The 21,864-nt window shown below is 62.2% G+C and carries 24 protein-coding genes and 2 pseudogenes; 11 read left to right on the forward strand and 15 right to left on the reverse strand.

Annotated elements, in window-relative coordinates; all coding sequences use genetic code 11:
* Window positions 1–56: 56 nt before the first annotated feature.
* Both C495_RS02255 and C495_RS02260 read left to right on the forward strand, forming a co-directional pair.
* Window positions 57–260 (forward strand): hypothetical protein, encoded by a 204-nt coding sequence (locus C495_RS02255; protein ID WP_008159617.1) that lies wholly within the window; start codon window positions 57–59, stop codon window positions 258–260.
* Window positions 261–433: 173 nt separating this feature from the next.
* Window positions 434–2,893 carry a heavy metal translocating P-type ATPase gene (locus C495_RS02260; protein ID WP_008159619.1) on the forward strand — a complete coding sequence of 820 codons (2,460 nt, stop codon included), beginning with the start codon at window positions 434–436 and terminating at the stop codon, window positions 2,891–2,893.
* Between the two features lie 33 nt (window positions 2,894–2,926).
* Here C495_RS02260 and cdd read toward each other — a convergent pair whose 3' ends face one another.
* The 3 genes from cdd to C495_RS02275 all read right to left on the reverse strand — a co-directional run bounded on the left by cdd (window position 2,927) and on the right by C495_RS02275 (window position 5,629).
* On the reverse strand, window positions 2,927–3,319 hold the full coding sequence (gene cdd, locus C495_RS02265; RefSeq protein ID WP_008159621.1) for a cytidine deaminase: 393 nt from the start codon (window positions 3,317–3,319) through the stop codon (window positions 2,927–2,929).
* Between the two features lie 46 nt (window positions 3,320–3,365).
* Complete coding sequence (locus C495_RS02270) at window positions 3,366–4,790, reverse strand: phosphohexomutase domain-containing protein (RefSeq protein ID WP_008159623.1); 1,425 nt, start codon at window positions 4,788–4,790, stop codon at window positions 3,366–3,368.
* A 203-nt stretch (window positions 4,791–4,993) separates the two neighbouring features.
* Window positions 4,994–5,629 carry a MaoC family dehydratase gene (locus C495_RS02275; RefSeq protein ID WP_049890097.1) on the reverse strand — a complete coding sequence of 212 codons (636 nt, stop codon included), beginning with the start codon at window positions 5,627–5,629 and terminating at the stop codon, window positions 4,994–4,996.
* Between the two features lie 268 nt (window positions 5,630–5,897).
* Here C495_RS02275 and C495_RS02280 point away from each other — a divergent pair, with 268 nt between their 5' ends.
* From C495_RS02280 to C495_RS02300, 5 genes are all read left to right on the forward strand, one after another.
* On the forward strand, window positions 5,898–6,209 hold the full coding sequence (locus C495_RS02280; protein ID WP_008159629.1) for an AbrB/MazE/SpoVT family DNA-binding domain-containing protein: 312 nt from the start codon (window positions 5,898–5,900) through the stop codon (window positions 6,207–6,209).
* A gap of 4 nt (window positions 6,210–6,213) precedes the next feature.
* Complete coding sequence (locus C495_RS02285) at window positions 6,214–6,699, forward strand: hypothetical protein (protein WP_008159630.1); 486 nt, start codon at window positions 6,214–6,216, stop codon at window positions 6,697–6,699.
* Window positions 6,700–6,751: 52 nt separating this feature from the next.
* Complete coding sequence (locus tag C495_RS02290; protein WP_008159632.1) at window positions 6,752–7,300, forward strand: poly(R)-hydroxyalkanoic acid synthase subunit PhaE; 549 nt, start codon at window positions 6,752–6,754, stop codon at window positions 7,298–7,300.
* A complete protein-coding gene (phaC, locus tag C495_RS02295) occupies window positions 7,297–8,778 on the forward strand; it encodes a class III poly(R)-hydroxyalkanoic acid synthase subunit PhaC (protein ID WP_008159633.1) in 1,482 nt (493 codons plus the stop codon). The genes C495_RS02290 and phaC overlap by 4 nt, the downstream gene beginning before the upstream one ends.
* Before the next feature lie 237 nt (window positions 8,779–9,015).
* Window positions 9,016–9,759 carry a beta-ketoacyl-ACP reductase gene (locus C495_RS02300; protein WP_008159634.1) on the forward strand — a complete coding sequence of 248 codons (744 nt, stop codon included), beginning with the start codon at window positions 9,016–9,018 and terminating at the stop codon, window positions 9,757–9,759.
* A gap of 86 nt (window positions 9,760–9,845) precedes the next feature.
* Here the strand turns inward: C495_RS02300 and moaC are convergent, their stop codons facing one another.
* Together moaC and C495_RS02310 are read right to left on the reverse strand one after the other, a co-directional pair.
* Complete coding sequence (gene moaC, locus C495_RS02305; protein ID WP_008159635.1) at window positions 9,846–10,355, reverse strand: cyclic pyranopterin monophosphate synthase MoaC; 510 nt, start codon at window positions 10,353–10,355, stop codon at window positions 9,846–9,848.
* Window positions 10,348–11,775 carry a bifunctional ADP-dependent NAD(P)H-hydrate dehydratase/NAD(P)H-hydrate epimerase gene (locus tag C495_RS02310; protein ID WP_049890119.1) on the reverse strand — a complete coding sequence of 476 codons (1,428 nt, stop codon included), beginning with the start codon at window positions 11,773–11,775 and terminating at the stop codon, window positions 10,348–10,350. Before C495_RS02310 ends, moaC begins: the two co-directional genes overlap by 8 nt.
* A 252-nt stretch (window positions 11,776–12,027) precedes the next feature.
* Between C495_RS02310 and C495_RS02315 the strand changes: the two genes are divergently transcribed.
* Complete coding sequence (locus C495_RS02315) at window positions 12,028–12,384, forward strand: hypothetical protein (protein WP_008159637.1); 357 nt, start codon at window positions 12,028–12,030, stop codon at window positions 12,382–12,384.
* Window positions 12,385–12,509: 125 nt separating this feature from the next.
* Here the strand turns inward: C495_RS02315 and C495_RS02320 are convergent, their stop codons facing one another.
* Window positions 12,510–12,920: a hypothetical protein gene (locus tag C495_RS02320; protein WP_008159638.1), complete on the reverse strand. Its 411-nt coding sequence runs from the start codon at window positions 12,918–12,920 to the stop codon at window positions 12,510–12,512.
* A 276-nt stretch (window positions 12,921–13,196) separates the two neighbouring features.
* Between C495_RS02320 and C495_RS02325 the strand changes: the two genes are divergently transcribed.
* The gene (locus C495_RS02325; protein WP_008159639.1) at window positions 13,197–13,703 is read left to right on the forward strand and encodes a hypothetical protein; all 507 of its coding nucleotides are present in this window, start codon (window positions 13,197–13,199) and stop codon (window positions 13,701–13,703) included.
* 43 nt (window positions 13,704–13,746) lie between these two features.
* Here the strand turns inward: C495_RS02325 and C495_RS18310 are convergent.
* From C495_RS18310 to C495_RS02345, 4 genes and pseudogenes are all read right to left on the reverse strand, one after another.
* Window positions 13,747–13,902 (reverse strand): annotated as a pseudogene (locus C495_RS18310) (acylphosphatase); the annotation flags it as partial.
* 49 nt (window positions 13,903–13,951) lie between these two features.
* Window positions 13,952–14,191, reverse strand: a pseudogene (locus C495_RS02335) (acylphosphatase); the annotation flags it as partial.
* Between the two features lie 92 nt (window positions 14,192–14,283).
* Window positions 14,284–14,601 (reverse strand): DUF3784 domain-containing protein, encoded by a 318-nt coding sequence (locus C495_RS02340; RefSeq protein WP_008159644.1) that lies wholly within the window; start codon window positions 14,599–14,601, stop codon window positions 14,284–14,286.
* A 51-nt stretch (window positions 14,602–14,652) separates the two neighbouring features.
* Window positions 14,653–15,552: a DNA-3-methyladenine glycosylase family protein gene (locus C495_RS02345; RefSeq protein WP_008159645.1), complete on the reverse strand. Its 900-nt coding sequence runs from the start codon at window positions 15,550–15,552 to the stop codon at window positions 14,653–14,655.
* A gap of 146 nt (window positions 15,553–15,698) precedes the next feature.
* Here C495_RS02345 and C495_RS02350 point away from each other — a divergent pair, with 146 nt between their 5' ends.
* Window positions 15,699–16,184, forward strand: a complete 486-nt coding sequence (locus tag C495_RS02350) for a DUF555 domain-containing protein (RefSeq protein WP_008159647.1) — start codon at window positions 15,699–15,701, stop codon at window positions 16,182–16,184.
* Window positions 16,185–16,344: 160 nt separating this feature from the next.
* On the opposite strand, the gene C495_RS02355 is transcribed toward C495_RS02350, so the two are convergent.
* From C495_RS02355 to C495_RS02370, 4 genes are all read right to left on the reverse strand, one after another.
* On the reverse strand, window positions 16,345–16,581 hold the full coding sequence (locus tag C495_RS02355; protein ID WP_008159649.1) for a UPF0058 family protein: 237 nt from the start codon (window positions 16,579–16,581) through the stop codon (window positions 16,345–16,347).
* Window positions 16,582–16,847: 266 nt separating this feature from the next.
* Window positions 16,848–17,027, reverse strand: coding sequence for a DUF7836 family putative zinc-binding protein (locus tag C495_RS02360; protein WP_008159651.1), 180 nt, complete (start codon window positions 17,025–17,027; stop codon window positions 16,848–16,850).
* A gap of 111 nt (window positions 17,028–17,138) precedes the next feature.
* Window positions 17,139–18,110: a transcription initiation factor IIB gene (locus tag C495_RS02365; protein WP_008159653.1), complete on the reverse strand. Its 972-nt coding sequence runs from the start codon at window positions 18,108–18,110 to the stop codon at window positions 17,139–17,141.
* A gap of 271 nt (window positions 18,111–18,381) precedes the next feature.
* A complete protein-coding gene (locus C495_RS02370; protein ID WP_008159655.1) occupies window positions 18,382–18,666 on the reverse strand; it encodes a DUF357 domain-containing protein in 285 nt (94 codons plus the stop codon).
* 140 nt (window positions 18,667–18,806) lie between these two features.
* Between C495_RS02370 and C495_RS02375 the strand changes: the two genes are divergently transcribed.
* On the forward strand, window positions 18,807–20,120 hold the full coding sequence (locus C495_RS02375) for an FAD-dependent oxidoreductase (RefSeq protein ID WP_008159656.1): 1,314 nt from the start codon (window positions 18,807–18,809) through the stop codon (window positions 20,118–20,120).
* Window positions 20,121–20,234: 114 nt separating this feature from the next.
* On the opposite strand, the gene C495_RS02380 is transcribed toward C495_RS02375, so the two are convergent.
* The gene (locus tag C495_RS02380; RefSeq protein ID WP_008159658.1) at window positions 20,235–21,812 is read right to left on the reverse strand and encodes an HTTM domain-containing protein; all 1,578 of its coding nucleotides are present in this window, start codon (window positions 21,810–21,812) and stop codon (window positions 20,235–20,237) included.
* Between the last annotated feature and the right edge of the window lie 52 nt (window positions 21,813–21,864).

Genomic DNA, 21,864 nt, shown 5'->3' on the forward strand with positions numbered 1-21,864 from the left:
CTCAGTCCGTAGGAACAGTGGGTGTTATTATACAGTCCTGCTGCTACCTGTTCAGTATGGAACTCGAGGAACTCTCTCCACGAGTTGGACTCGTGGTCGGATTGCTGGCGCTTCTGCCGGTCTCGTGGTACGCGTTCGGGAGTTCGCTGCCCGCTGGTGCCATCTCTGCACTCAACGTCGTGATCATCATCACGAGTCTCTATATCGCGTTTCAGCCCGTCCCGGACCATCACGCCCACGGTTCGAACAAGCCGTCGTAGACAGCTGGACTCGCGTTGGAATCGTTACGTGTCCGGCTCAGTCCCCAAACCGAACACTCGTTGTGTCACGATGACCACGTGCTGACCGTCCTGCTCGTGGACAAGCGTATGTGTCCGCATCGACTAGTGTCGCGTTACTAGCCACTGTAAGTCTTCGATACCGCCTGTAGGTCATGAGTCGATTCCCGCCACACTCCGAACCCGATACCGCCGTCGAAACCCCCTCCAATGAGCCAGCCACAGGCACTCATCAGGCAGATGCTAACGACGAGTGTACGCTCTGTTCGTTCCCGACACCGGCCGATCCGATCACAGCAACCGATGTCGACGGGCGTTTTTGCTGTCAGGGCTGTCTCGAGGTCCACCGAACGCTCGAGACGGTCGACGACACCGACGCCGACGCCGTCCGTGATCGACTCGACGACGACGGCCCCGACATAGACGAGTTCGACGGCGAAGATGCGTTTCTCGCCGTCGACGGAATGCACTGTTCGACCTGTGAGGCGTTTCTCGAGACGCGGGCGACTGCCACTGACGGTATCAAGGGCGCAGAAGCCAGTTACGCGACGGATACACTCCGGCTGGTGTACGACCCCGACTCGCTCGAGGCGGAGACGCTTCCGGAACTCGTCTCCGGCTATGGCTACGACGCTCGCGAACGGAGTGAAAGACGCAGCGACGAGCCTCGAGACGCGGCGCTAGTAAAGTTCCTGATCGGCGGCGGGATGTTCGGCATGATGGTGATGGTCTGGTATGCGCTGTTTCTGTATCCGACGTACTTCGGCTACGAGCCGTTGGCCGAGTTCGGCAGCTACGATGGCTATTACGTCGTTGCGAACATCTGGTTGATGACGTCGTTCGTCCTCTTTTATACCGGCTACCCCATCCTGCGTGGCGCGTACGTGAGTCTTCGCGCGGGCATGCCGAACATGGATCTGCTCGTGACGCTCGCTGCAACCGGCTCGTATAGCTACAGCACGCTCGCGATGGCCCTCGGTCGAACGGATCTCTACTTCGACGTGACAGTCGCGGTGATCCTCGTCGTTACCGCCGGCACCTACTACGAAGGGCTGATCAAACGCCGCGCCGCCGGCTTGCTCTCTGATCTCACTGAGTCACAGGTCGACGAAGCCCGTCGTGCGGACGACGGGACAGTCGTTGCACTTTCGGCTGTCGACCCCGGCGAACGCCTGCTCGTCAGACCCGGCGAACGTGTGCCACTCGATGGGGGCGTCGTCGACGGACAGGCTGCCGTCGACGAATCGCTGGTTACAGGCGAGTCACTGCCCGTCGAAAAACGGCCGGGCGACCCGGTTCGTGGCGGGACTGTCGTCACCGACGCTCCGCTGGTCGTCGAAGTCGGCGACGACGCCGAGAGCACCCACGACCGACTCGTCTCCCTGCTCTGGTCGATCCAGAGCGCCCGACCCGGTGTTCAGCGGCTCGCAGACAAGTTGGCGACGATCTTCGTCCCACTGGTCGTCGCCCTCGCCGTGCTCGCTACGGGTTTCTTGCTTGTGACCGGCTCGAGCCCCGCCAGGGCGTTTCTCATCGGACTGACGGTCGTCATCGTCTCCTGTCCCTGTGCGCTCGGCCTCGCGACACCACTTGCGATCGCCTCGGGTGTGCAGACGGCCGCACGACGGGGGATCGTCGTCGCCGCGGAGACGATTTTCGAGGATGCGCCGGCTATCGACATCGTCGTCCTCGACAAGACTGGCACACTCACTGAAGGTCGGATGTCCGTCGAGGCCGTCCACGTCACCACGGACACGGATTCGACAGCCACAGCCGTCGACACCGACACGATCTTGCGGCGTGCCGGAGCCGTTGAGGCACTCTCGGAACACCCCATCGGACAGGCCATCACCGAGGCGGCGTCCGAAGACCACGCCCTCGAGGCCGTCGGCGCCGACGGGTTCGAACGATACTCCCGCGGCGTCAGCGGGATCATCGACGGCGAACGGGTGTTCGTGGGTCACCCCGACTTGCTTCGCGAACACGGACTTGCACTCCCCGACCCACTCGAGGACCGGATCGACCGCGTCCGAGCAGCTGGCGACGTTCCGGTCGTCGTCGGCTGGAACGATCGAGCCCACGGCATTGTCGTCGTCGGTGACTCGCCGCGCGAAGACTGGGAAGCCGCCGTCGAGACGCTCGCCGAGGGTCGGGAGGTCGTCGTGCTGACCGGTGACGAAGGCGCATCGGCAGACCGGTTCCGGGCCGTCGACGGCGTCGACGACGTTTTCGCCGGGGTCCCACCGGAGGCGAAAGCCGAGACCGTTCGGCGACTCCGCGCACGCGGGACGGTCGCGATGGTCGGCGACGGGAGCAACGACGCGCCGGCGCTGGCCGCCGCAGACGTCGGTATCGCGATGGGAAGTGGAACACAACTCGCAACTGACGCTGCCGACGCCGTCATCGTCGGCGACGACCTGAACTCAGTCGTCGACACCTTCGATATCGCTTCGGGAACCTACTGGCGGATTCGACAGAATCTTGGCTGGGCGTTCCTGTACAACGCGATCGCGATTCCGATCGCGATCCTCGGCCTGCTGAACCCGTTGCTCGCGGCGGTGGCGATGGCGGCAAGTAGCCTGCTGGTCGTGCTCAACTCCTCACGGTCGCTGTGAGCGCTCGCGGCACGCAGGAACCGTCGGCAACGGCTACTCGAGGGTTTCTTCGGAGATCGTATTCGGCAACAGTTCGCCAAGCGTGTACTCCGTCGGCGGTTCGCCCTCGCCTTCATCACAGATGACGAGCAGATCGTCATCACAGAACTCGGTCAGCGTCTGGCGACACATCCCACAGGGAGTGACGCCGTCCCGGCGACTGGAGCTGACGGCGATCCGTGTAAACTCGCGGTGGCCGGTTTTGACCGCCTCGGCGATCGCGACCTCCTCAGCGTGAAGGCTGTTGCTGTAGTTGGCGTTCTCGAGGTTACAGCCGACGAAAACTTCGCCGGAGTCGGTCTCGAGCGCAGCGCCGACGGCGTACTCCGAGTAGGGGACGTGGGCAGCCGACTGGACGTTACGAGCAGCCTCGATCAGGTCGTGCATGGCGGAGAGTGACTCGGGCCGAACGCAAGAATCTGCCTACTATGGGCTATCTCGAGTCGTCGATCGTCGACTCGACGACGGCGCGTGTCGCGTCGACGAGGTCGTCGACGGTGTCGCTTTCGGCGTAGATTCGGACGTATGGCTCGGTGCCGCTAGGTCGGACAAGCACCCACGAGGCGTCGTCGAACTCGAGGCGAATGCCGTAGTCGGTGTCGACCGTCGCGTCGGGGAAGGCATCGGGGAGTGCCGTCTCGAGGGCGGCCATCGCGTCGGTTTTGGTGTCGTCGGGACAGTCGACGCTCACCTTTCGGTACGGCCGTTCGGTGACGGGTGCTCGGAGGGCGTCCGTTCCGTCGGCGGCCGCGACGAGGGCAGCGACGACGGCAGCGCTGACGACGGCGTCGATCCAGCCGCCGAAGGCGGTGTGGATGTGTTTCCACGGCTCGGCGGCGAAGACGACTTCGGTGTCGTCACCACCGTGGCGTCGTTCGCGGGCGATCCCCTCGTGAAGGGCACCGAGGCGAACCCGCTCGACGCGGCCACCGGCGTCGCGGACCAGTTCGTCGATGCGTGCGGAGGCGTTTGGCGTGGTGACGACGACGGGGTCGGCGACATCGGCTGCTGCAGTGTAGTGGGCCGCGACGACGGCGAGGATCGTATCCTCGTGGATGACCTCGCCGACCGAATCGAGCACGACGAGCCGATCGGCGTCGCCGTCGTGAGCGATGCCGAGGTCGAACGCACTTGCGGCTCCACCGCTCTCATCGGCCATCTCGCTCCCTTCCTCGAGAAACGCTGTAAACGCCGATAGCGTCTCCGGCGTCGGCTTGCTCTCGCGGGCGACGAAATGGCCGTCGACGTTCGCGTTGATCGCGACGACCTCGGCACCGAGACGATCGAGGACCTGTGGTGTCACAATCGAACCCATCCCGTTGCCACAGTCGACAGCGATCGAGAGCCCGGATAACGGGGCCGACGCCGTCGACTGTCCGGAAAGGTCGTTTTCGAACTGCTCGCGAACGTACGAGACGACGCTGTCACAGTACTGCTCGAGGATGTCGAGCGTCGACGACTGGCCCCACTCGTCCCACGATGCGAGGGGTGTCCCACCCTCGAGGCGGTCGTCGATAGCCCGCTCAGCCTCGCGGTCGTACTCGACGCCGTCAGCGAAGAGTTTGATCCCGTTGTCCTCGGGCGGGTTGTGGCTTGCGGTGATCATCACGCCCTGCCGTCCGCGCGATGCGAACGCGAGCGTCGGCGTGGGGACTTTGCCGAGCCGGCAGACGTCAGCGCCAGCGCTCTCGAGGCCGGCTTCGATCGCCGCAGCGAGTGCGGGGCCGGTTTCTCGACCATCGCGTCCGACGACGAACGTCTCACCGGGCTCCCCGGCGGCTTGGCCGACAGCGAGGGCCAGCGACGGGGTCACCTCCTCGACTGGACCACGGATCCCTGCAGTCCCGAATACGGTCATACGGGTCCGTTCCGCGAGGAACTACTTATACTGTCGGAGAACGCCACTCGCTGCTCGAGCCAGTTCGAGTGGGGCGTTCAGACACAGAAACAGACGCCGTGACCGATCGGGTCCCGGCTGTCGCGACCCGTCGGTGACGGCCGGTTCGGGGACTCGTGTGTGCCGTCGAGCTGACTTCCGTCGCTCGAGCGGTGTCGGAGTGACTACGCTTCCGGCAGGTCGTCGATCAGGACGACGGCTTCGCCGTTGATGACGGTCGCGTCGTCGTCTTCGTTTCGGATAACCGTCTCGAGTCGGTACTGTCTGTTGCCGAGGTCTTCGACGACTTCCACGCGGGCGGAGACGCGGTCGCCGATGCCGACGGGGCCACTGAACTCGAGGTCCTGGGAGAGATAGATCGTCAGGCCGGGGAGCCGAGCCAGCGCGGCGCTGATGAGCCCGGAGACGAGCGTGCCGTGGACGATCCGTTCACCGAATCGGGTGTCGCTGGCGAACTCCTCGTCGAGGTGCAGTCGGTTCGTGTCGCCGCTTACGTGGGCGAACGCACGGACGTCCTCTTCGCTGAGGACTTTTTCGAACGTGACGGTGTCGCCGACGCTGATGTTTTCGGTGTCGTCGACGGTTCGGTCGAACTGCCAGTCGAGACGAGAGTGATCGATCGATGGGATCGACGGCGCGACGGTCTCGCTTTCCGACCCGTTCGCGAGGCTCGGAGCCAGCATCGCGGACATGGCCGCACGGTTTGCCGCGGTTGCACTCTGGAGGACGGTCTGTGTCATTGTCGCCCACGCGTTAGTCATTGCAGCGAAATTTCCTTTCGCAGTGTTCTGGTGGGACATCTAGTCTGTCTGTAGGTGTGTGATGGTTATGACTTCTTTGGCTTACCCAAGCAGAAATTACCCTATATATTGGCTGGTAATTTATCGGTAGAGCGATTCACAGTGCATATTTCGTCCAAATTGTAGTTTTGCTAGAAAATTTGGTGGAATCGGCTGTCCATCCAAGCCGAAACATCTAGTGGTGACTTGCTGCAACTCAGACCATTCGATGGTAGCAGATGGTATTTCGTGGAAACACTTATACATGTGCAGTCCGTTGGTACAGGTGATGACGGACGACTCCGACCGAACGCCCTGGTTCCCACCTGCGATGTTCACCGAACAGATGCAGGAGGCAGGCGAGCAGGTTGCCGAATCCCAGCAGGAGATGTTACGGAAGATGATGCAGGCAGGCGGCTCGAACCCGTTCGACACGGGATCGGCGCTTGGCCCGATGAACATGGGAACGGCGACGTTCAAAGCTCGCGTCCAGAGTGGTGGTCGGATCAGTATTCCCGGTCCGGAACGGGAAGCCCTCGACATCGAAGAGGGAGATATCGTCCAGACGATCGTCGTACCCGTCAAACGCAACCGAGAGTAACACCATGACCCAGAACCCATTCACCGCCGTCTTCGACGCCCAGCGCACCGCAGTTGAACAGTCCCAGAACCTCACCCACGACGCCCTCGAGGCACAGAAGGCCTCGATCAGCGCCTTTAGCGACGCGATGGAGTCCTCGAGTTCGATGTTCGAGTCCAACACCGAGATGACCAAAGGTGCCGTCCACGCCTACTTCGACGCCCTCGAGGCCTCGATGCCCGAGGACGCCGCCGACTTCGACGAGATGCGTGCGCTCGTCGACGACGGCTTCGACTCCGCGACCGAAGCCCAGACCCAGTCGATGGAGTCCATGCTCGAGATGCTCGATGAGTCCGAAGCGGCCTACGACGAGTTCGCAGCCACCTACTCCGAGATGGTTGACAGCTCGTTCGATGCCGTCCTCGAAGCCCACGACCAGGTCGAAGAGAACGTCACCGCCGTCGCCGAGAACGTCGAAGAGGCCACCGACGAGTTCGACGTCTCCGCGTAGAGCGTTGACATAGGCCGTAGCCTTTTGACAGTTGATCCCCAATTTTATGCCAATGACAGATTCACAGCCCCAGATGCAAAACTGGAACGCGTTTGTCGAACAGTGGAACGAACAGTTTCTCGACGCACTCGAGGAGAACATGGAAGCCCAAGCCGAGTTCGTCGAGAGCTGGTCAGAGACCGTCGGTGAAGTCAGCGACGACAACGAAATCTCCGACGGCGTCGAGGGCTATGCTCGCGCCTACGAGACGTGGATGAACGCCTCACAGCAGATGGTCGAGCGAATGAACGACACGCTCGAAGGCGAAGATGTCGACGTCGCGGAGTTCCGTGATATTTGGCTGAACACGGCCAACGAGGCGTTCAAAGACGTCATGTCGACGACTGCTTTCGCCAAGATGACCGGCGAGACCGTCGGCGACGTGCTCGAACTCCAACAGCAGGCCGACGAGACGTCTCAGGAAACCCTGCGGTCGCTCGGCTTTGCAACCGAAGAGGGTGTCGTCGAGGTCGGCGACCGCCTCGTCGAACTCGAGCGCCGGCAACACGCCGTCGAGAAGAAACTCGATCGTGTGCTCGAGCATCTGGACGACGAACAATGAAAAACCCGTACGCAAGCGTCTTGGATCTGCAACGGGAGGCCTGGGAGGCGACAGCCGATCTGGCCGAGAAGAGTCAGGTCGCGCCCGACCGAACCGAGACCCTCGAGAACGTCGAGGTCGGCCAGACGCCAAGCGAGGTCGTCTACGAGGAGAACAAGCTGAGACTCCTCCACTACGAGCCGATGACGGAGGAGCAACACGACGTTCCGATCCTCATCGTCTACGCGCTGATCAACAAGCCCTACATCCTCGATCTGCAGCCCGACCGCTCGGTCGTCCAGACGCTGCTCGAGGCCGGCTTCGACGTCTACCTCATCGACTGGGGCGAGCCATCGAAGCTCGATCGGAAGCTGTCGCTCGACGACTACGTCAACCGCTACATCGACAACTGTGTTGACGTCGTAAGCGAGCGGTCCGGACAGGATGCGATCAACATCCTCGGCTACTGTATGGGCGGCACCATGTCGGCCATGTATGCGTCGTTACACCCCGAGAAGGTCCAGAACCTGGCTTTGATGGCCGCTGGACTCTGCTTTGCCGGCGACGGTGGGGTGCTCGAACTCTGGGGCGACGACGACTTCTACGATCCCGAGACGGTGACAGACACGTTCGGTAACGTTCCCGCCGAGTTCTTGGATGTCGGCTTCGCGCTGATGGACCCCGTCGCGAACAACGTGACGAAGTACGTCCGATTCTACGACAACATGGAAGACGAGGACTTCGTCGAGAACTTCGCCCGCATGGAGCGATGGCTCGACGAAGGGATCGACGTCGCTGGCGTCGCCTACGAGGAGTTCATCCGCGACATCTACCAGGAGAACAAGCTGATCAACAACGAACTCTATCTGGACGGCAAACACGTCGACCTCGAGAACATCGACATGCCGTTGCTCCAGATCGTCGCGGAGTACGACCACCTCATCCCGCCGGAGGCCTCTAAACCGTTCAACGAGTTCGTCTCGTCCGACGATACCGAGATTCTCGAGTTCGCGACGGGCCACATCGGCATGTCCGTCTCCTCGCGCAGCCACGACGAACTTTGGCCGGACGTCTGTGAGTGGTTCGAGGCACGCTCGAACGGGACCGAGGCCGCCGACGAAATCACGGCCGAAACAGGCCCACAGACGGATACATCGGTCGCTGCCGATGCTGGCGACCAATCCAGTCTCGAGGACGTCACTGACGGCGGGACGGGCATCGAGTCCGAACACGTCGACGACCTCGAGTCCGAGCCCACAGCGCCGGCTCCGACGACTGCCGACGAGGTGGCCGTCGACGACCAGTCCGAACCCGACGCTGACGCGGACGATCTCACCGACCTCACCGGTGTTGGACAGGCGTACGCGGACAGTCTGGCCGACGCTGGTATCGAGACGTTCGACCAGCTTGCCGCAGCCGACGTCGCAGACCTCGCCAGCGAGACGGGCATCTCGCCGAGTCGAATCGAAGACTGGATCGGGCAGGCACAGAACCGCTGAGACGGATTGCTGTCCCGATGTCCCACCCGTGCTGGTGATCGGCGGGCAGTGACGACAGGAAACCGTATGACGCCGTCGCCGGCCACGACTCGTTTTTCACTCGAGTGTCGCCGTGTCTCCTGACACTGCTGTCCAGCAACGGTCCCTGTCAGTGACAACGCCCGTGGGGCCGAACTAGTTCGGTTACAATATTTAACAGGTTGTTATTTACCATCGGAGCTACAATAGGTATGCATCATGTCGATGGAAGGACGCACCTGCGTCATCACAGGTTCGGCACGCGGTATCGGACGGGGAATCGCACAGCACCTCGGTGAAAAGGGTGCAAACGTCGTGATCAACTACCGTTCGTCAGAGGGCTCTGCTCATGAGGCCGTCGAAGCGATCGAAGCAGCGGGCGGACAGGCGGTTACGGCGCGTGCAGACGTCTCCGATCGGGCAGAGGTCGAACACATGCTCGAGGTCTGCCACGAGGCGTTCGGGCCGGCGGACGTGCTGGTCAACAACGCCGGCATTACGGCTGACGAACAGTTTACGGACATGAGTCGTGAGGAGTGGGATCGAGTTATGGACGTCAACCTCGGCGGGATGTTCAACTGCACGCAGGTGTTTTTCGACGACATCTGGAACGCCGACGAGGGTCGGTTGATCAACATCTCGAGTGTCGTCGGGAAACAGGGTAATTTCGGACAGGCCAACTACGCCACCGCCAAGAGTGGGATGTTCGGGTTCACCCGGACGATCGCGCTCGAACTCGCCAAAGGCGGCTCGACGGCAAACTGCGTCGCACCCGGTTTCACCGCGACCGACATGCTCGAGAGCGTCCCGGATGCGGTCTTAGAACGGATCATCTCGGGAATCCCCCTCGAGCGACTCGCGGAAGTCGAGGACATCGCCGCTGTCGTTCGCTTCCTCGCCAGCGAGGAGTCCTCCTACGTCACCGGCGAAGTGATCGACGTCAACGGCGGGATGGACCTCTAACGCCGATCGACAACTCTGTCGAACCGTTCGCCCTGCATATCGCGTCCTCGATCCTCCTTCTCGGAACGGCCCTCCGAAGCGGCCAGCTACGACTCCGTTCGGTGTTTCTCCTTCGTGAGCACCCGCACGTTCTCGATACCCGTGTCGGGATACTGACCATCGTCGTCTTTCTCGACGGCTTTGACCATATCCCAGACGACGTTGAGCCCGGTCGTAACTCCCTCTAAGGCCTCCATCTCACAGCCCGTCTTCCCGGTCGTCTCGACGGCGACCTCGAGTTCGACCCGATCCTCGCCGAGGTCGAAGTGGGTGTCGACGTTCGTGATCGGGATCTGGTGACACATCGGGATCGTCTCCCAGGTGTGTTTGACGGCCTGAATCGCGCCGATACGGGCCGTTGCGAGGACGTCACCCTTGCCGATCTCGTCGGCACGGATCGCTTCGATCGTCGACGGCTGGAGCCGAATCTCGCCGGCCGCGACCGCGCGTCGGTCGCTGTCTGGTTTGTCACCGACGTCGACCATCTGGACGTCGCCCTCGTCGGTGGTGTGGGTCAGGTCGTCGGCGCTTCGCGTGGATTCCGGATCGTCACTCATCGGTCTTACTCCAGAGTGTCGCGGGTAGTTCCCTAAGCATGTCGGAGGCGAGCAGGCCGTGTTCGTCGCGCTCGGCGAGGCGCTCGCCGGCGCGGCCGTTGACGTGGGCCCCTGCGGCGGCCGCCTCGAGTGGATCGGCGTACTCGAGCAGCGCCGCGACGATCCCCGCGAGGGTGTCGCCGGTGCCGCCGACTTTCATGCCGACGGTGCCCGAGCGGCTGATACGGGTCCGCTCGCCGTCGGTGATGACGTCGTTCGCCCCCTTTGCGAGGACGACGTGGCCGAGATCGGCCGCGAAGGACTCGATCTCGTCGGCGGCCGCCGCGAGGTCGTCGGTGTCGGGGCCGCCCATTCGCGCGAGTTCGCCCCGATTGGGCGTACAGACGAGCGTCGCGTCGGTCTCGACGTCGGCGACGACCGCAAGCGCGTCGGCGTCGACGACCACTCGACCGGCGTAGGACTCGAGGAACCACCGAACGGCCTCGAGAGTCTCGTCTTTCGTTCCGAGTCCGGGACCCAACACGACGACGTTGTCGTACTGCTTGGCGGTCTCGAGGAGGGCTGTGGCTCGCCCGGGCGTGAGGATGTCCTCCTCGTAGGGCTGGACGATGAGGTCTTCGCTGTACCCCTGAATCTCGGGCGACACGGCGTCGGGCGCGGCGACGAAGGCCAGTTCTGCGCCGGCCCGGAGTGCAGCCTGTGCGGCCAGCGCCGGCGCACCTGTGTACGGACCGCCGCCGATGACGTACGGCCGTCCCTCACGTCCGTCGGGCCGTGCGAGACGAACGTCGCCGGGACCGACGAACCGTTCGGCCGCGGCGGGGATACCGATGTCGGCGACAGTCACCTCGGCCGCGAGGTCCTCGAGTCTCGGCTTCGTGTCGTGGAAGGTAACGACGTGGTCGGCCGTGACGCCGTTTTCGGCGTGGTCGCCGTCGTCAGCGTCGAAGCCGGAGGGAACGTCGACCGAAACGACGGTCGCGTCGGCGGCATTGATTTCTTCGGCTGCGGTGGCAGCCGGCTCCCGGAGATCGCCACTGATCCCCGTCCCCAACATCGCGTCGACGACGACGTCGGCCTCGGGGAAGTCGACCGCGCTCGAGTCCGGGCACTCTCGCGTGTCGTAGCCGGCCCGCTGGAGGGTATCCCAGTTCTCACGAGCGATCTCGGTTCCGATATCGCTGGCACGACCGAGCAGAAGGGTCGTGACGTCGTACTGATCGAGGAATCGGGCGGCGACGAACGCGTCCCCGCCGTTGTTCCCCCGGCCGGCGACGATGACGACACTCGAGCCCGACTCGGCGACGTTCTTGACCGCACGGGCGACGGCATTCCCGCTTGACTCCATCAACTGCTTTCGCGGCACGCCGAGCGCCGCGGCGTTCTCGTCGACGGCGGCCATTCGCCTGCCTGTGATCATGCCGGATCGTTCGCTCGCCGTCGCGTTAAGCGTGTGGGAGTTCCGTTCACGTGCTGGCGGGAGTTCGGAGTCGACACGGAAGTCCGGGCGACCGTCGATCACTCAGACGGGCCTCGCTTCGGTGGTCGCATCGAGCCGCACTCCCGTCGGACGATGGGGTGTTCAGTGACGGGCAGTGGCTCCTTTCGTTACAGCGATCCGTCTCACTCGACGCAACGATTATTTGATAAACTGCCGAACTGTCGATCACAGATGGTCTCCCGCGAAAACCGCGTTCTCATCGGCTCCCTGCTTTTGGTCTGGCTTGCCGTCACCGTAATCGGGCTCACCGGAATCGGTGCGGAGAGTTCGGTGGTCACGTTCCTCGTACTGGCTGGGCTCGGAATCGTCGTCCCCCAACTGTATCTCGCCGCTACCGACGACGACGTTCCCGGTCGACAGCGCGTACGAATCGCCGCTGTCCTGTCGCTTGTGATCGCGATGCTCGGGTTCTCAGGCGCAGACCCGGGCGAACGGCTGCTCATCGCGGGCCTCGTCGCGGCGCTACTGATCGCTCTCGTCGCCTACGAGTTCACTGCCGGCTTTCGGCGCAGCGCCGCCGAATCATAACGCTTTCCGCTTCCCGACATCGAAAGCTCCCTCGAGCAGCACGCGCTCGTCTCGCCGGCTCCTCGATTCACTGTGATCGGGTTCTGACTCGATGAGGTCCCCCGGGCTGTAAAAAGCGTGTGAGACTAGAGCAACCGGAAGTGTCCCCTAGCCACGATTGCGGTCGCCTCGTCGAAGATCTGGACGTCGTTAAACGCCTCGCGAGAGACTGTTCCGCCCTCTCGAATCTGTATCGCGTCGGTCGTGCTTACGATGACGCCGTACTCGAGACCGTCGTAGTGGTCCTGAAGCGTCGCTTTTGTCTCTTCGGTAACGACAGGCGTTCTCTCTTCTGAGCGGGTGAATACGTCGGCGTCCTCGAACCGTTCGGTGACGTAGGGTGATTGGGTGGTGGTATCCGCGATGACGACGTGGAGGTCGTCGGTCTCGCCGTCGCGTCGTCCACGAATCCACTTCTCCCAGACCTTTCCGCGGTGAAGTGATTCGTTCACCCCGACGCCCGCGACGCCGATCCCGATTCCAGCTCCGGCCGCCATGAGCACCTGTCGTCGAGACACCATACAGACAGTTCGGTGTTCGTAAGAATGAACCCTCCGCTTTGCCGTCCAGTCGTCGCGAGCGGACGGACTGGTACCGAGGTCGTGCGTTCGTTCCGACGCCGGACTGTCGTCTGATTTGGTGGGCTGCCGTTCTGTTCATCGTGTTTTCGACGGTGCTCGCACTGCCCGGCTTCGGCAACGCCGAGCAACTCGCTCTCTAATACTCTGCCTTCCGACCGGTAACGTCTCGTCCGTTGGACACCTCCGTTCGGTGTGAACGTCTTCTGGCTCGATGAGGACCCACGCCTCGCCGCACGATATCACTGCGACCAGCACGTGAACAAGCTGCTGCTCGAGGCTGCACAGGTGCTTTGTACCGCAGCCCGCGAGAACGGGTACGAGGCCGAGTTTCTCTACGGATCGACCCACGTCGGCCATCCCGTTACGAGGTGGGCCACGGAGTCACGAGCCAACTGGCTGCAGCTTCGCGATCACGCCGCAGCGCTCAACGCGGAGTTCGTCGAGCGCTACGAGAAGGATGACGACCACGCCAGCTGGCAGGTGATCGAGCGCATCGACCTCGAGGCAATCTCGTTTCCTGCCACGGAGCCGACGCCGCGGCCACAGGCGATGCCCGACGAGTACAAGCGCCCGGACGACCCCGTCGGCGCGTACCGTGCCTACTACGCCGGCGAGAAGGCCGACTGGGCTGAATGGAAGTACACCGACGAGCCGCCGTGGCTCGAGGCGGCGCTGCAAGCACTCGAGTCAGACGAGTAGTCCGATTCGAGAGCGTCGTGGTAGCGACCCCACACGAGGTGGTTCAGTACCGAATTTCGAAGCCGTCCTCGCTCTGTGGTGTGTCGTACTCGACGTCGACGCCGTCGACCGCCGCAGCGGGACTGCCCGTGTGACACCACTCGACCATCGACTCGACGGCGTCCTCGGGGCCTTCGAAGACCGCTTCGACGCGGCCGTCCTCGAGGTTTTTCNCCTCGCGCCATCAGAGATGTGTATAAGTGACAGGTGTCGTACTCGACGTCGACGCCGTCGACCGCCGCAGCGGGACTGCCCGTGTGACACCACTCGACCATCGACTCGACGGCGTCCTCGGGGCCTTCGAAGACCGCTTCGACGCGGCCGTCCTCGAGGTTTTTCCCCCAGCCGTCGATGCCTTTCTCACGAGCCGTGTCGCGTGTATTCGCACGGTAGTAGACGCCCTGGACGGTTCCGGAGACGAAGACGTGTGCGCGAGTTCGGTCTGCCATGGCTGGATGATCGAGTGCGACCATCAAAAATCCGGCCTCCTGTCGAAATTCTACTGTGGCATCGCTCGAGGTGCCAGCCACTGACCCATCGCTCACTCCGACGTTTCGTAGCGACGACTGCCAACGATCATGCGAGCAGTGAGCCCGATGACACCGACGGTGAACACGATCCAGACGATCGCTGTTCCGTCGAACGGATCGGTGTACTCGACGACTGCGACGGAAAGGACAAGCACAGCCACGTAGAGCGTGTTCGTCCCGATGAACGCTGCAAGTCCCGCTTCGTCGGTGACTCGGTCCGGGTCGTAGCCTGCGATTAACCGCACTGCACCGGCGTACTTGATGAGGGCGCCCAGGAGCCCAACGAACCCCGCAGCGACACCAAGGAGGAGTGGCGACTCGGCGCTCATACGTCACTATTATCAACTAGTTAATAAAAAGTTCGTCGTCTCGGTTCGTGGTCATTCCCCGGTCCGCAGATGGTGAAAGATGTACGTCTGTGCGTAGCCCGCATACTCGCCCCCGAGTCGGTCACGAATTGCTCTCGAGGTCGCCGTATAGCTGCCACGATCACAGTCGGGGTAGTAGTCCTCGATCGCCGACTTGAGCCACGTATCCAACGGCACGGCCTCGTCGAAGCCAAGCGAGAATAGCAGGACACAGTCGGCCACCTTGTCGCCGACGCCGACGAACGTGGTCAGGTACTCGCGAGCCTGTTCGTACTCGAGGTCACGTGCCTCTTCGGGGTGGGCCTCGCCGTCGGCGACCATCTTCGCCGTGCGGACGACGTAGGGGGCTCGATAGCCGAGGCCGAGATCGCGCAGCTCTGCTTCGGTTGCTGCTGCGAGCTGGACTGGCGTTGGGAACGCGTGGTACGTGTCGCCGTTGAACTCAATCGGGTCGCCGTACTCGCGGGCCAGCGTCGAGACCATCGTATGAATCCGGCTGACACGCATCTGAGCCGAACAGATAAACGAGATCAAGCAGGGAAACGACGGGTCCTCGACCAATCGCATCCCACGGTGGACCTCGTAGGCCTCATCCAGCAGGGGATCGTCCGGCGCGGCCGCGACGATCGACTCGAGGTCGTCGTCCAATCGTAACAGCCGGCGGACGAGCGACTCGGCGGCGACCGTCGACTCCCACTCGAGTGTGTCCGCACGAACGCGTACGCGGATGACGGCGTCCGAATCCGTTTCTGGCCCGCTGACGACGGTGTGATACCACGCATCGGGTTCAGGTGAGCCACGATACATCTCGCCGTCGCTCCGGCGCCAGCAGTAGCTCTGTCCGCTCTCGAGCGTGCGGTACAGATCGAGGCCGCCGGAGAGGTCATCGAGGGGGATCGTCCCGGTCTCCATCTGTCCGTGCCTTCGGGGGGGGGGGCTTTTGCCTTTCGAACCGGACGAGGGCGACCGCTGACACTGTATCCGTACAGACTCCCCGCCGGCAGTCGATTCATCCGCTGGGGCGAACTTTCATACTGGTGGCGAGACAATACCATGGTATGGACTGCAGGGTTGTCGTCGAGGCTGCCGTGCCGGTGTTCGATGTCGAGACGGAAGACGAGGCGATCCGCATCGCCATCTCGAAGACGGGCGAAATGTTGAACCCTGACCTGAACTACGTCGAGATCAACATGGGTGAGCGCACGTCGCCGTCGGGCGAAGAGTTACCACCCGCGTTCATCGCCGCCGACGAGGCGCTCGTTGCACTCGAGTTGGAGATGACCGTCTTCAACGTCGAGCGTGAGGAACACGCCTCACGGATCGCCCGCAAAGAGATCGGCCAGCGCCTCGAGAACATCCCGCTCGAGGTGATCCAGATCGACGAACTCGAGGACGAAGACGACGACGATGAAGCGGACACGGAGACCGACGAAGACGAGACAGCCGATGACGACGAGGCCGAGTCGGCCGAAACAGCCGACGAACAGCCGAACGAGGACGACGATATCCTCCCCGAATTCGAGGAGTTAGTCGAACGGGACTAACCGCCTGCGTTCTCAGTCGACTGTTTCCCGGTTGAATCGCAGATTACGTCGGTTCACTCTCCGACACTGTTCAGTGTACCCGTCGAAAACCGGCTGTAAGTGTCCGTCAGCGAGTCTCGCCAGTGGAGACCAGTACTGCTCGAAGGAGGCGACGTACGTCTCAGTCTGCGGTGGCGGCGACTGCTTCCTGCTCGTCTTCGCGCATGTTCATTGTGATTCCGCCAGCGAGTGCAAAAACAGCGGCTTTGTGGTCCGTTTTCGATTTGTGGATCGATGTTGGTCGAATACCGAGCGATTCGTACTCCTCGAGGTCGATCTGACAGTCGTTCCAGGCTGCACACTGGTTCGATACCTCCGCGAGAAGGCCGTGAAGGTGAATGAGCTCCTGCTTCTTCATAACCATGCAAGCCTACCCACTGCAGGGTTATATTATTATCTTGAGTCGCGTTAGCACATACACCCTGTTCGATACCCTGTATGTCACGGGAGGTATGTAATCGAAAGACGAGTCTACTGGTCGAATACCGACCGAAGGGGGTCGATACAAGCTGCTGTTACTACTGAAATATATTATTTCTTTCTGGTTCTAAATGAAGGACTTTGACTGGGTAATTCGAAATTACTGTTAGTGGTTCAATATGAACGGGCGCGTTGACGCTGTGTTTAGCCGAGCTGTTTTAACGTCTGGAGGTCGCGGTCCGTCCGCATAAACTCGGACAGCCGTCGGGAGGCATGGCAGTTGGGACAGTGAAACATCGTCGCGGGTGCATCGAGGTCACCAGGCGGACTCTGCCAGTTTTTCGCACATTCGGGACACAACAGGCTCACGCTCGTTTCATCCATGACACGTCATTGCACACCATCCGACAAAAGTGTTGTCGCCTCGTCGACCGCGAACCGCCCATCACGCTATCGAACCGCGACAGCCCCGAGAGACACACCGGACAGTCGCGTTTATGCCGGGGCCGCGGTATCGGAGGCCTCGAGTAGTTCCTTGTATCGGTTGCGGATGGTCACTTCGGAGATGCTGGCGACGTCGCTGACATCGTTTTGCGTGACCTTCTCGTTGGTCAGCAAGGCGGCAGCGTAGACGGCGGCGGCCGCGAGACCGACCGGCGACTTACCGCTGTGAACGCCCTCCTGACGGGCCGACTCGAGCAGTTCGCGGGCCATGCGCTCGGTCTCATCCGAGAGGTCGAGATCGCTGACGAACCGCGGGACGTAGTGTTCGGGATCTGCAGGTTTGACCTCGAGGCCAAGTTCCCGGATGATGTACCGGTAGGTTCGGGTCAGTTCCATCTTCTCGACGCGGCTGACGGCCGAGATCTCGTCGAGACTGCGCGGCGTGCCGGCCTGACGGGCGGCGGCGTACAGCGACGCCGTCGCGACGCCTTCGATCGACCGGCCCGGAAGGAGGTCTTCCTCGAGAGCACGGCGATAGATGACGCTGGCGGTCTCGCGTACGTTCTCCGGCAGGCCGAGCGCACTGGCCATACGGTCAATCTCACCGAGGGCCTGTTTGAGATTGCGCTCTTTGGAGTCGCGCGTGCGGAACCGTTCGTTCCAGGTGCGCAGTCGCTGCATCTTCTGTCGCTGGCGACTCGAGAGCGCACGACCGTAGGCGTCTTTGTCCTGCCAGCCGATGTTCGTCGAGAGCCCCTGGTCGTGCATCATCTTCGTCGTTGGGGCACCCACGCGGGATTTCTGGTCTTTCTCAGCGGCGTCGAAGGCTCGCCATTCGGGACCGCGGTCGATCTCGTCTTCTTCGACGACGAGCCCGCAGTCGGTACAGACCGTCTCGGCGTGTTCCGTGTCGGAGATGAGGCGGCCACCACACTCCGGGCAGTACTCTTTCTCACCCGACCGCTCGGTCGTTTCTTCGGTTTCCGATTCGTCCGTATAGGTTCTGATTCTGGTGTCTGTCATGGTGTATCAGGTCGGTTACTCGGGGCTTCCGGGTGGGGTAACCAGAAGAAACCCGGTCGCCTCAGCTAACATATTGTAAGTCCGGAAAGGTTATAAAGGTTTCGCCTACTTTATAAACAACTCGGGAAAATAGTTAAATATGTTTCGGTTATATGTCTATTAATCATGTGGTATCCGTGCTACACAGTCAGGTACCGGCAGCGTAATTCGTAGCTCTTTGATCAGTTACAATCGACCACAAATCAGACTCACCGAATTCGCGCTGAGGCGATCAGACCGTAAAGAGATGTCCGTCCGTGGGCACATCGAACAGTCCTACGCGTGCGCCCGCATCAAGCCACGCGTGACCGTACGAAAACGAGGCCAGTGCGTTGACGAGATCCCCCTCGTCGCGGAAGTGGCTCCCGTCCTCGAGATACGAGGCCGCCATTTCATAACACTCCTCAGCCGCCTCGGCCATCGGTGTCCCCGCCGGTGGCGCGACCGACGCTTCCTCGAGTGCTTCCGTGAGCAGTTCGCCGTACCGGTCCGTCTTCTCCTCGAGATCCGCAGCCATACTCGCTCGTCGGCCGTCACCACCGTAAGTGCGTCGTCGTCCAACGAGCGAGCGCCGAACGGCTCCGTTTGTCACAGTATTCCCGACACGTGATTGCTGAGAACGCAAGGCGTTTAGGCCCAGTTTCCCAACTGGTATCCATGAGCGACCAGCCTCGAGTCGAGATCTATACCAAGGAGAACTGCCCGTACTGTGAGAAGGCCAAGGACCTCTTCGATGCGAAAGGCATCGAGTACGAACTCTACAACGTTACGGGCGACGAGAGGCGCTTCGAGGAGATGGTCGAACGCGCCAACGGCCGCAAGACCGCTCCCGAAGTGTTCATTGACGACGAACTCATCGGCGGCTGGGACGACACCTGTGCACTCGACGAGACGGGCGAACTGGACGAAAAGCTCGGCCTCGAGAGCGACGATGCCGTCGAACACCGCACGTTGATCATCGCCGGCACCGGGATCGCCGGCCTCACTGCCGCGATCTACGCCGGCCGTGCGAACAACGAGCCACTCGTCATCGAGGGCGACGAACCCGGCGGCCAGCTCACGTTGACGACCGACGTCGCGAACTACCCCGGTTTCCCCGAGGGGATCAGCGGCCCTGAGCTGGTCAACAACATGAAAGCACAGGCCACGCAGTTCGGTGCCGAGCTCAAAAACGGTATCATCGAAAACGTCGACGCCTCGAGCAAACCGTTCCGCGTCGAACTAACCAACGGCGACGTCTACACCACGGACGCACTCATCGCCGCCTCCGGCGCGAGCGCCCGTACGCTTGGCATCCCCGGCGAGGAGGAGCTCATGGGCTATGGCCTCTCGACGTGTGCGACCTGTGACGGCGCCTTCTTCCGCGACGAGGATATGCTCGTCGTCGGCGGCGGCGACGCCGCCATGGAGGAAGCGACCTTCCTCACGAAGTTCGCCGACACCGTCTACATCGCCCACCGCCGCGAGGAGTTCCGCGCGGAGGACTACTGGGTCGACCGCGTCCACGAAAAGGTCGAAGCAGGCGAGATCGAGATCATGAAAAACACGGAGGTCACCGAACTCCACGGCTCTCGAGAGGACGGTATCGATCACGTCACCCTCGTCCGCAACGACGAGGGCCACCCGACCGACCGCCTCGACGACCCCGACACCGAAGAATTCGAGTTCGACGTCGGCGCGGTCTTCTTCGCCATCGGTCACACCCCCAACACCGACTACCTCGAGGACACCGGCGTCGTGACCGACGACGAGGGCTACCTCGAGACGAAAGGCGGCGACGGCGGCGGCCAGACCGAGACCCACGTCCCCGGCATCTTCGGCGCTGGCGACGTCGTCGACTTCCACTACCAGCAGGCCGTCACCGCGGCCGGCATGGGCTCGAAGGCCGCACTGGATGCTGACGAATACCTCGAGGATCTCGAGCGCGCAGAAGCGACGAGTGAGGCCGAGGCGGCTGCAGCGGACGACTGAGGACGGCGACGTGTTCCCCAACCGATCATCGACTCCGGCTGTCTTCGGCTAGCTGGCTCCGGTCGCCCACAGCCACACGGCAACATCGGTTTCAGCGCAGCCCATCTCGACAGCCTAATTCTGGATAAACTCGCCCGAGCAGTCGTACTCGAGCAGCGTAAACTCCGCAATGTCCGGGTCGTCGTCGTACGGCCCGGAGCGGTCCGACATACCGTAGACAGTGAGACTCTCGAGTTCGGTCTCGTGTTCGCTGTTCCAGCGTTCACAGAGGTAGTTGGCAAAGTACGAGCGATGGTTCTCGTTGCCGGCATAGCGCATGTTCGAGATGTATTTGCGTTCTCGAGAGGTTTCGTAGGTCTCATCGACGTTTGGCGGTCGATCCCAGTCGACCTCGGATTCGTGCAGCGCGTCGACTGTCGAGCCGTCTGCCAACTCTCCGGGGACGACAAGCCACTGGGCGGTCGACGTCGGGTTCGGTGCGAACATCTGCCAGCTCTGGCTGGACTGGATCGTATCCAAAACCTCGTCACCAGCATCCGGCACTTCGGTGTAATCGACGGCTTCGGCACCCGAGAGCACGACTAGCACGAGAATAAACCAGGGGACCACCGTCCCAAAGAGCACACGCCCACGCGCGAGGATCGCCGAACGCACGGTCGTCTCGTTGGCTCTCCCGTTCCCGAGGCGCGCGTCGACAGTCTCTGTCCTGGGGAGCACTGCCTCGAGTCTGTCGAGCCCACGGCAAAGCGGTGCAGCGAACCCGAGACGCGTCGCCAGTGTCGTGACCCAATCCCAGACGACGGGTGGATAGAACAGCAGCAGGCCCGCCACGACGACGACGGGAAACAGGTCGATCCGCAGTGTGACGAGCATTCCGAGGTGCATCCCGACGAAACACGTCGTGAACACGGCTCGAGGGATGCCGGTGAGCAGAATCAGCAGCGGTGAGAGAAGGATGAGCACCATCCACGCGTAGGTGAACCCCTCTAACAGCAGCGAGTTTCCTGCGAGCGTGTTTCCGAGCAGGATCGTCAGATGATCGGCCTCGAAGATATGGAGCACCGCCTCGCCGTTCATCCACATCTCACTCCGAGTTTTGTGGACGGCGTTGACCACGTACATCAGCAGTACCTGCAAGAGCACGGCCATCGTCCCAACGGTAGCCAGCGTCGACTGCGATTGGTCACGAGTAGACTCGAGTCGGCGGGCGTCGATCGACCACCGAGCGCCGAGTGGCAAGAACAGCCCCCAGAACAACAACATCCGCAACAGGATGTCGCCAGCGTTGAGAATCATCGGGTTGCGGATATGCAGCGAGATCAACAGCAGCCACGAGACCAGCGCTGCAACGCGTGTGTGATAGCCACAGACCAATGCGAGGGCAAACCCACCGGCGACCAGAAACAGGAGTCCCTGGACCCACGCCTCACCGGAGAGGGCGTGCAGCGAGTAGACCGACGAATAATCCGAAAACAGTGCCTCCCGTGGCAACACGCCGGCGTCGGTGTAGAACGCCTCGAGCAGTCGTGCTCGTCGCAGCAGGTCGACGAGGAGCAGTACCCCAAGCGAGATTCGAAACGCCGCCAGCGCACGGGGATCGATCGCAAACCGACGCCGCGTTGCACGCCCGATCCAGTCGAGCCCGCTGGCAAGCCGGTCCCGGGTGGCGGAACTGGGTGTGTCTTGTGACATTATCTCGATCTATTATCAATCAGGACTCTCCAGTACGATGGCATAAGCTTGG

This window comes from Natronorubrum sulfidifaciens JCM 14089, from assembly GCF_000337735.1.
GTDB lineage: Archaea > Halobacteriota > Halobacteria > Halobacteriales > Natrialbaceae > Natronorubrum > Natronorubrum sulfidifaciens.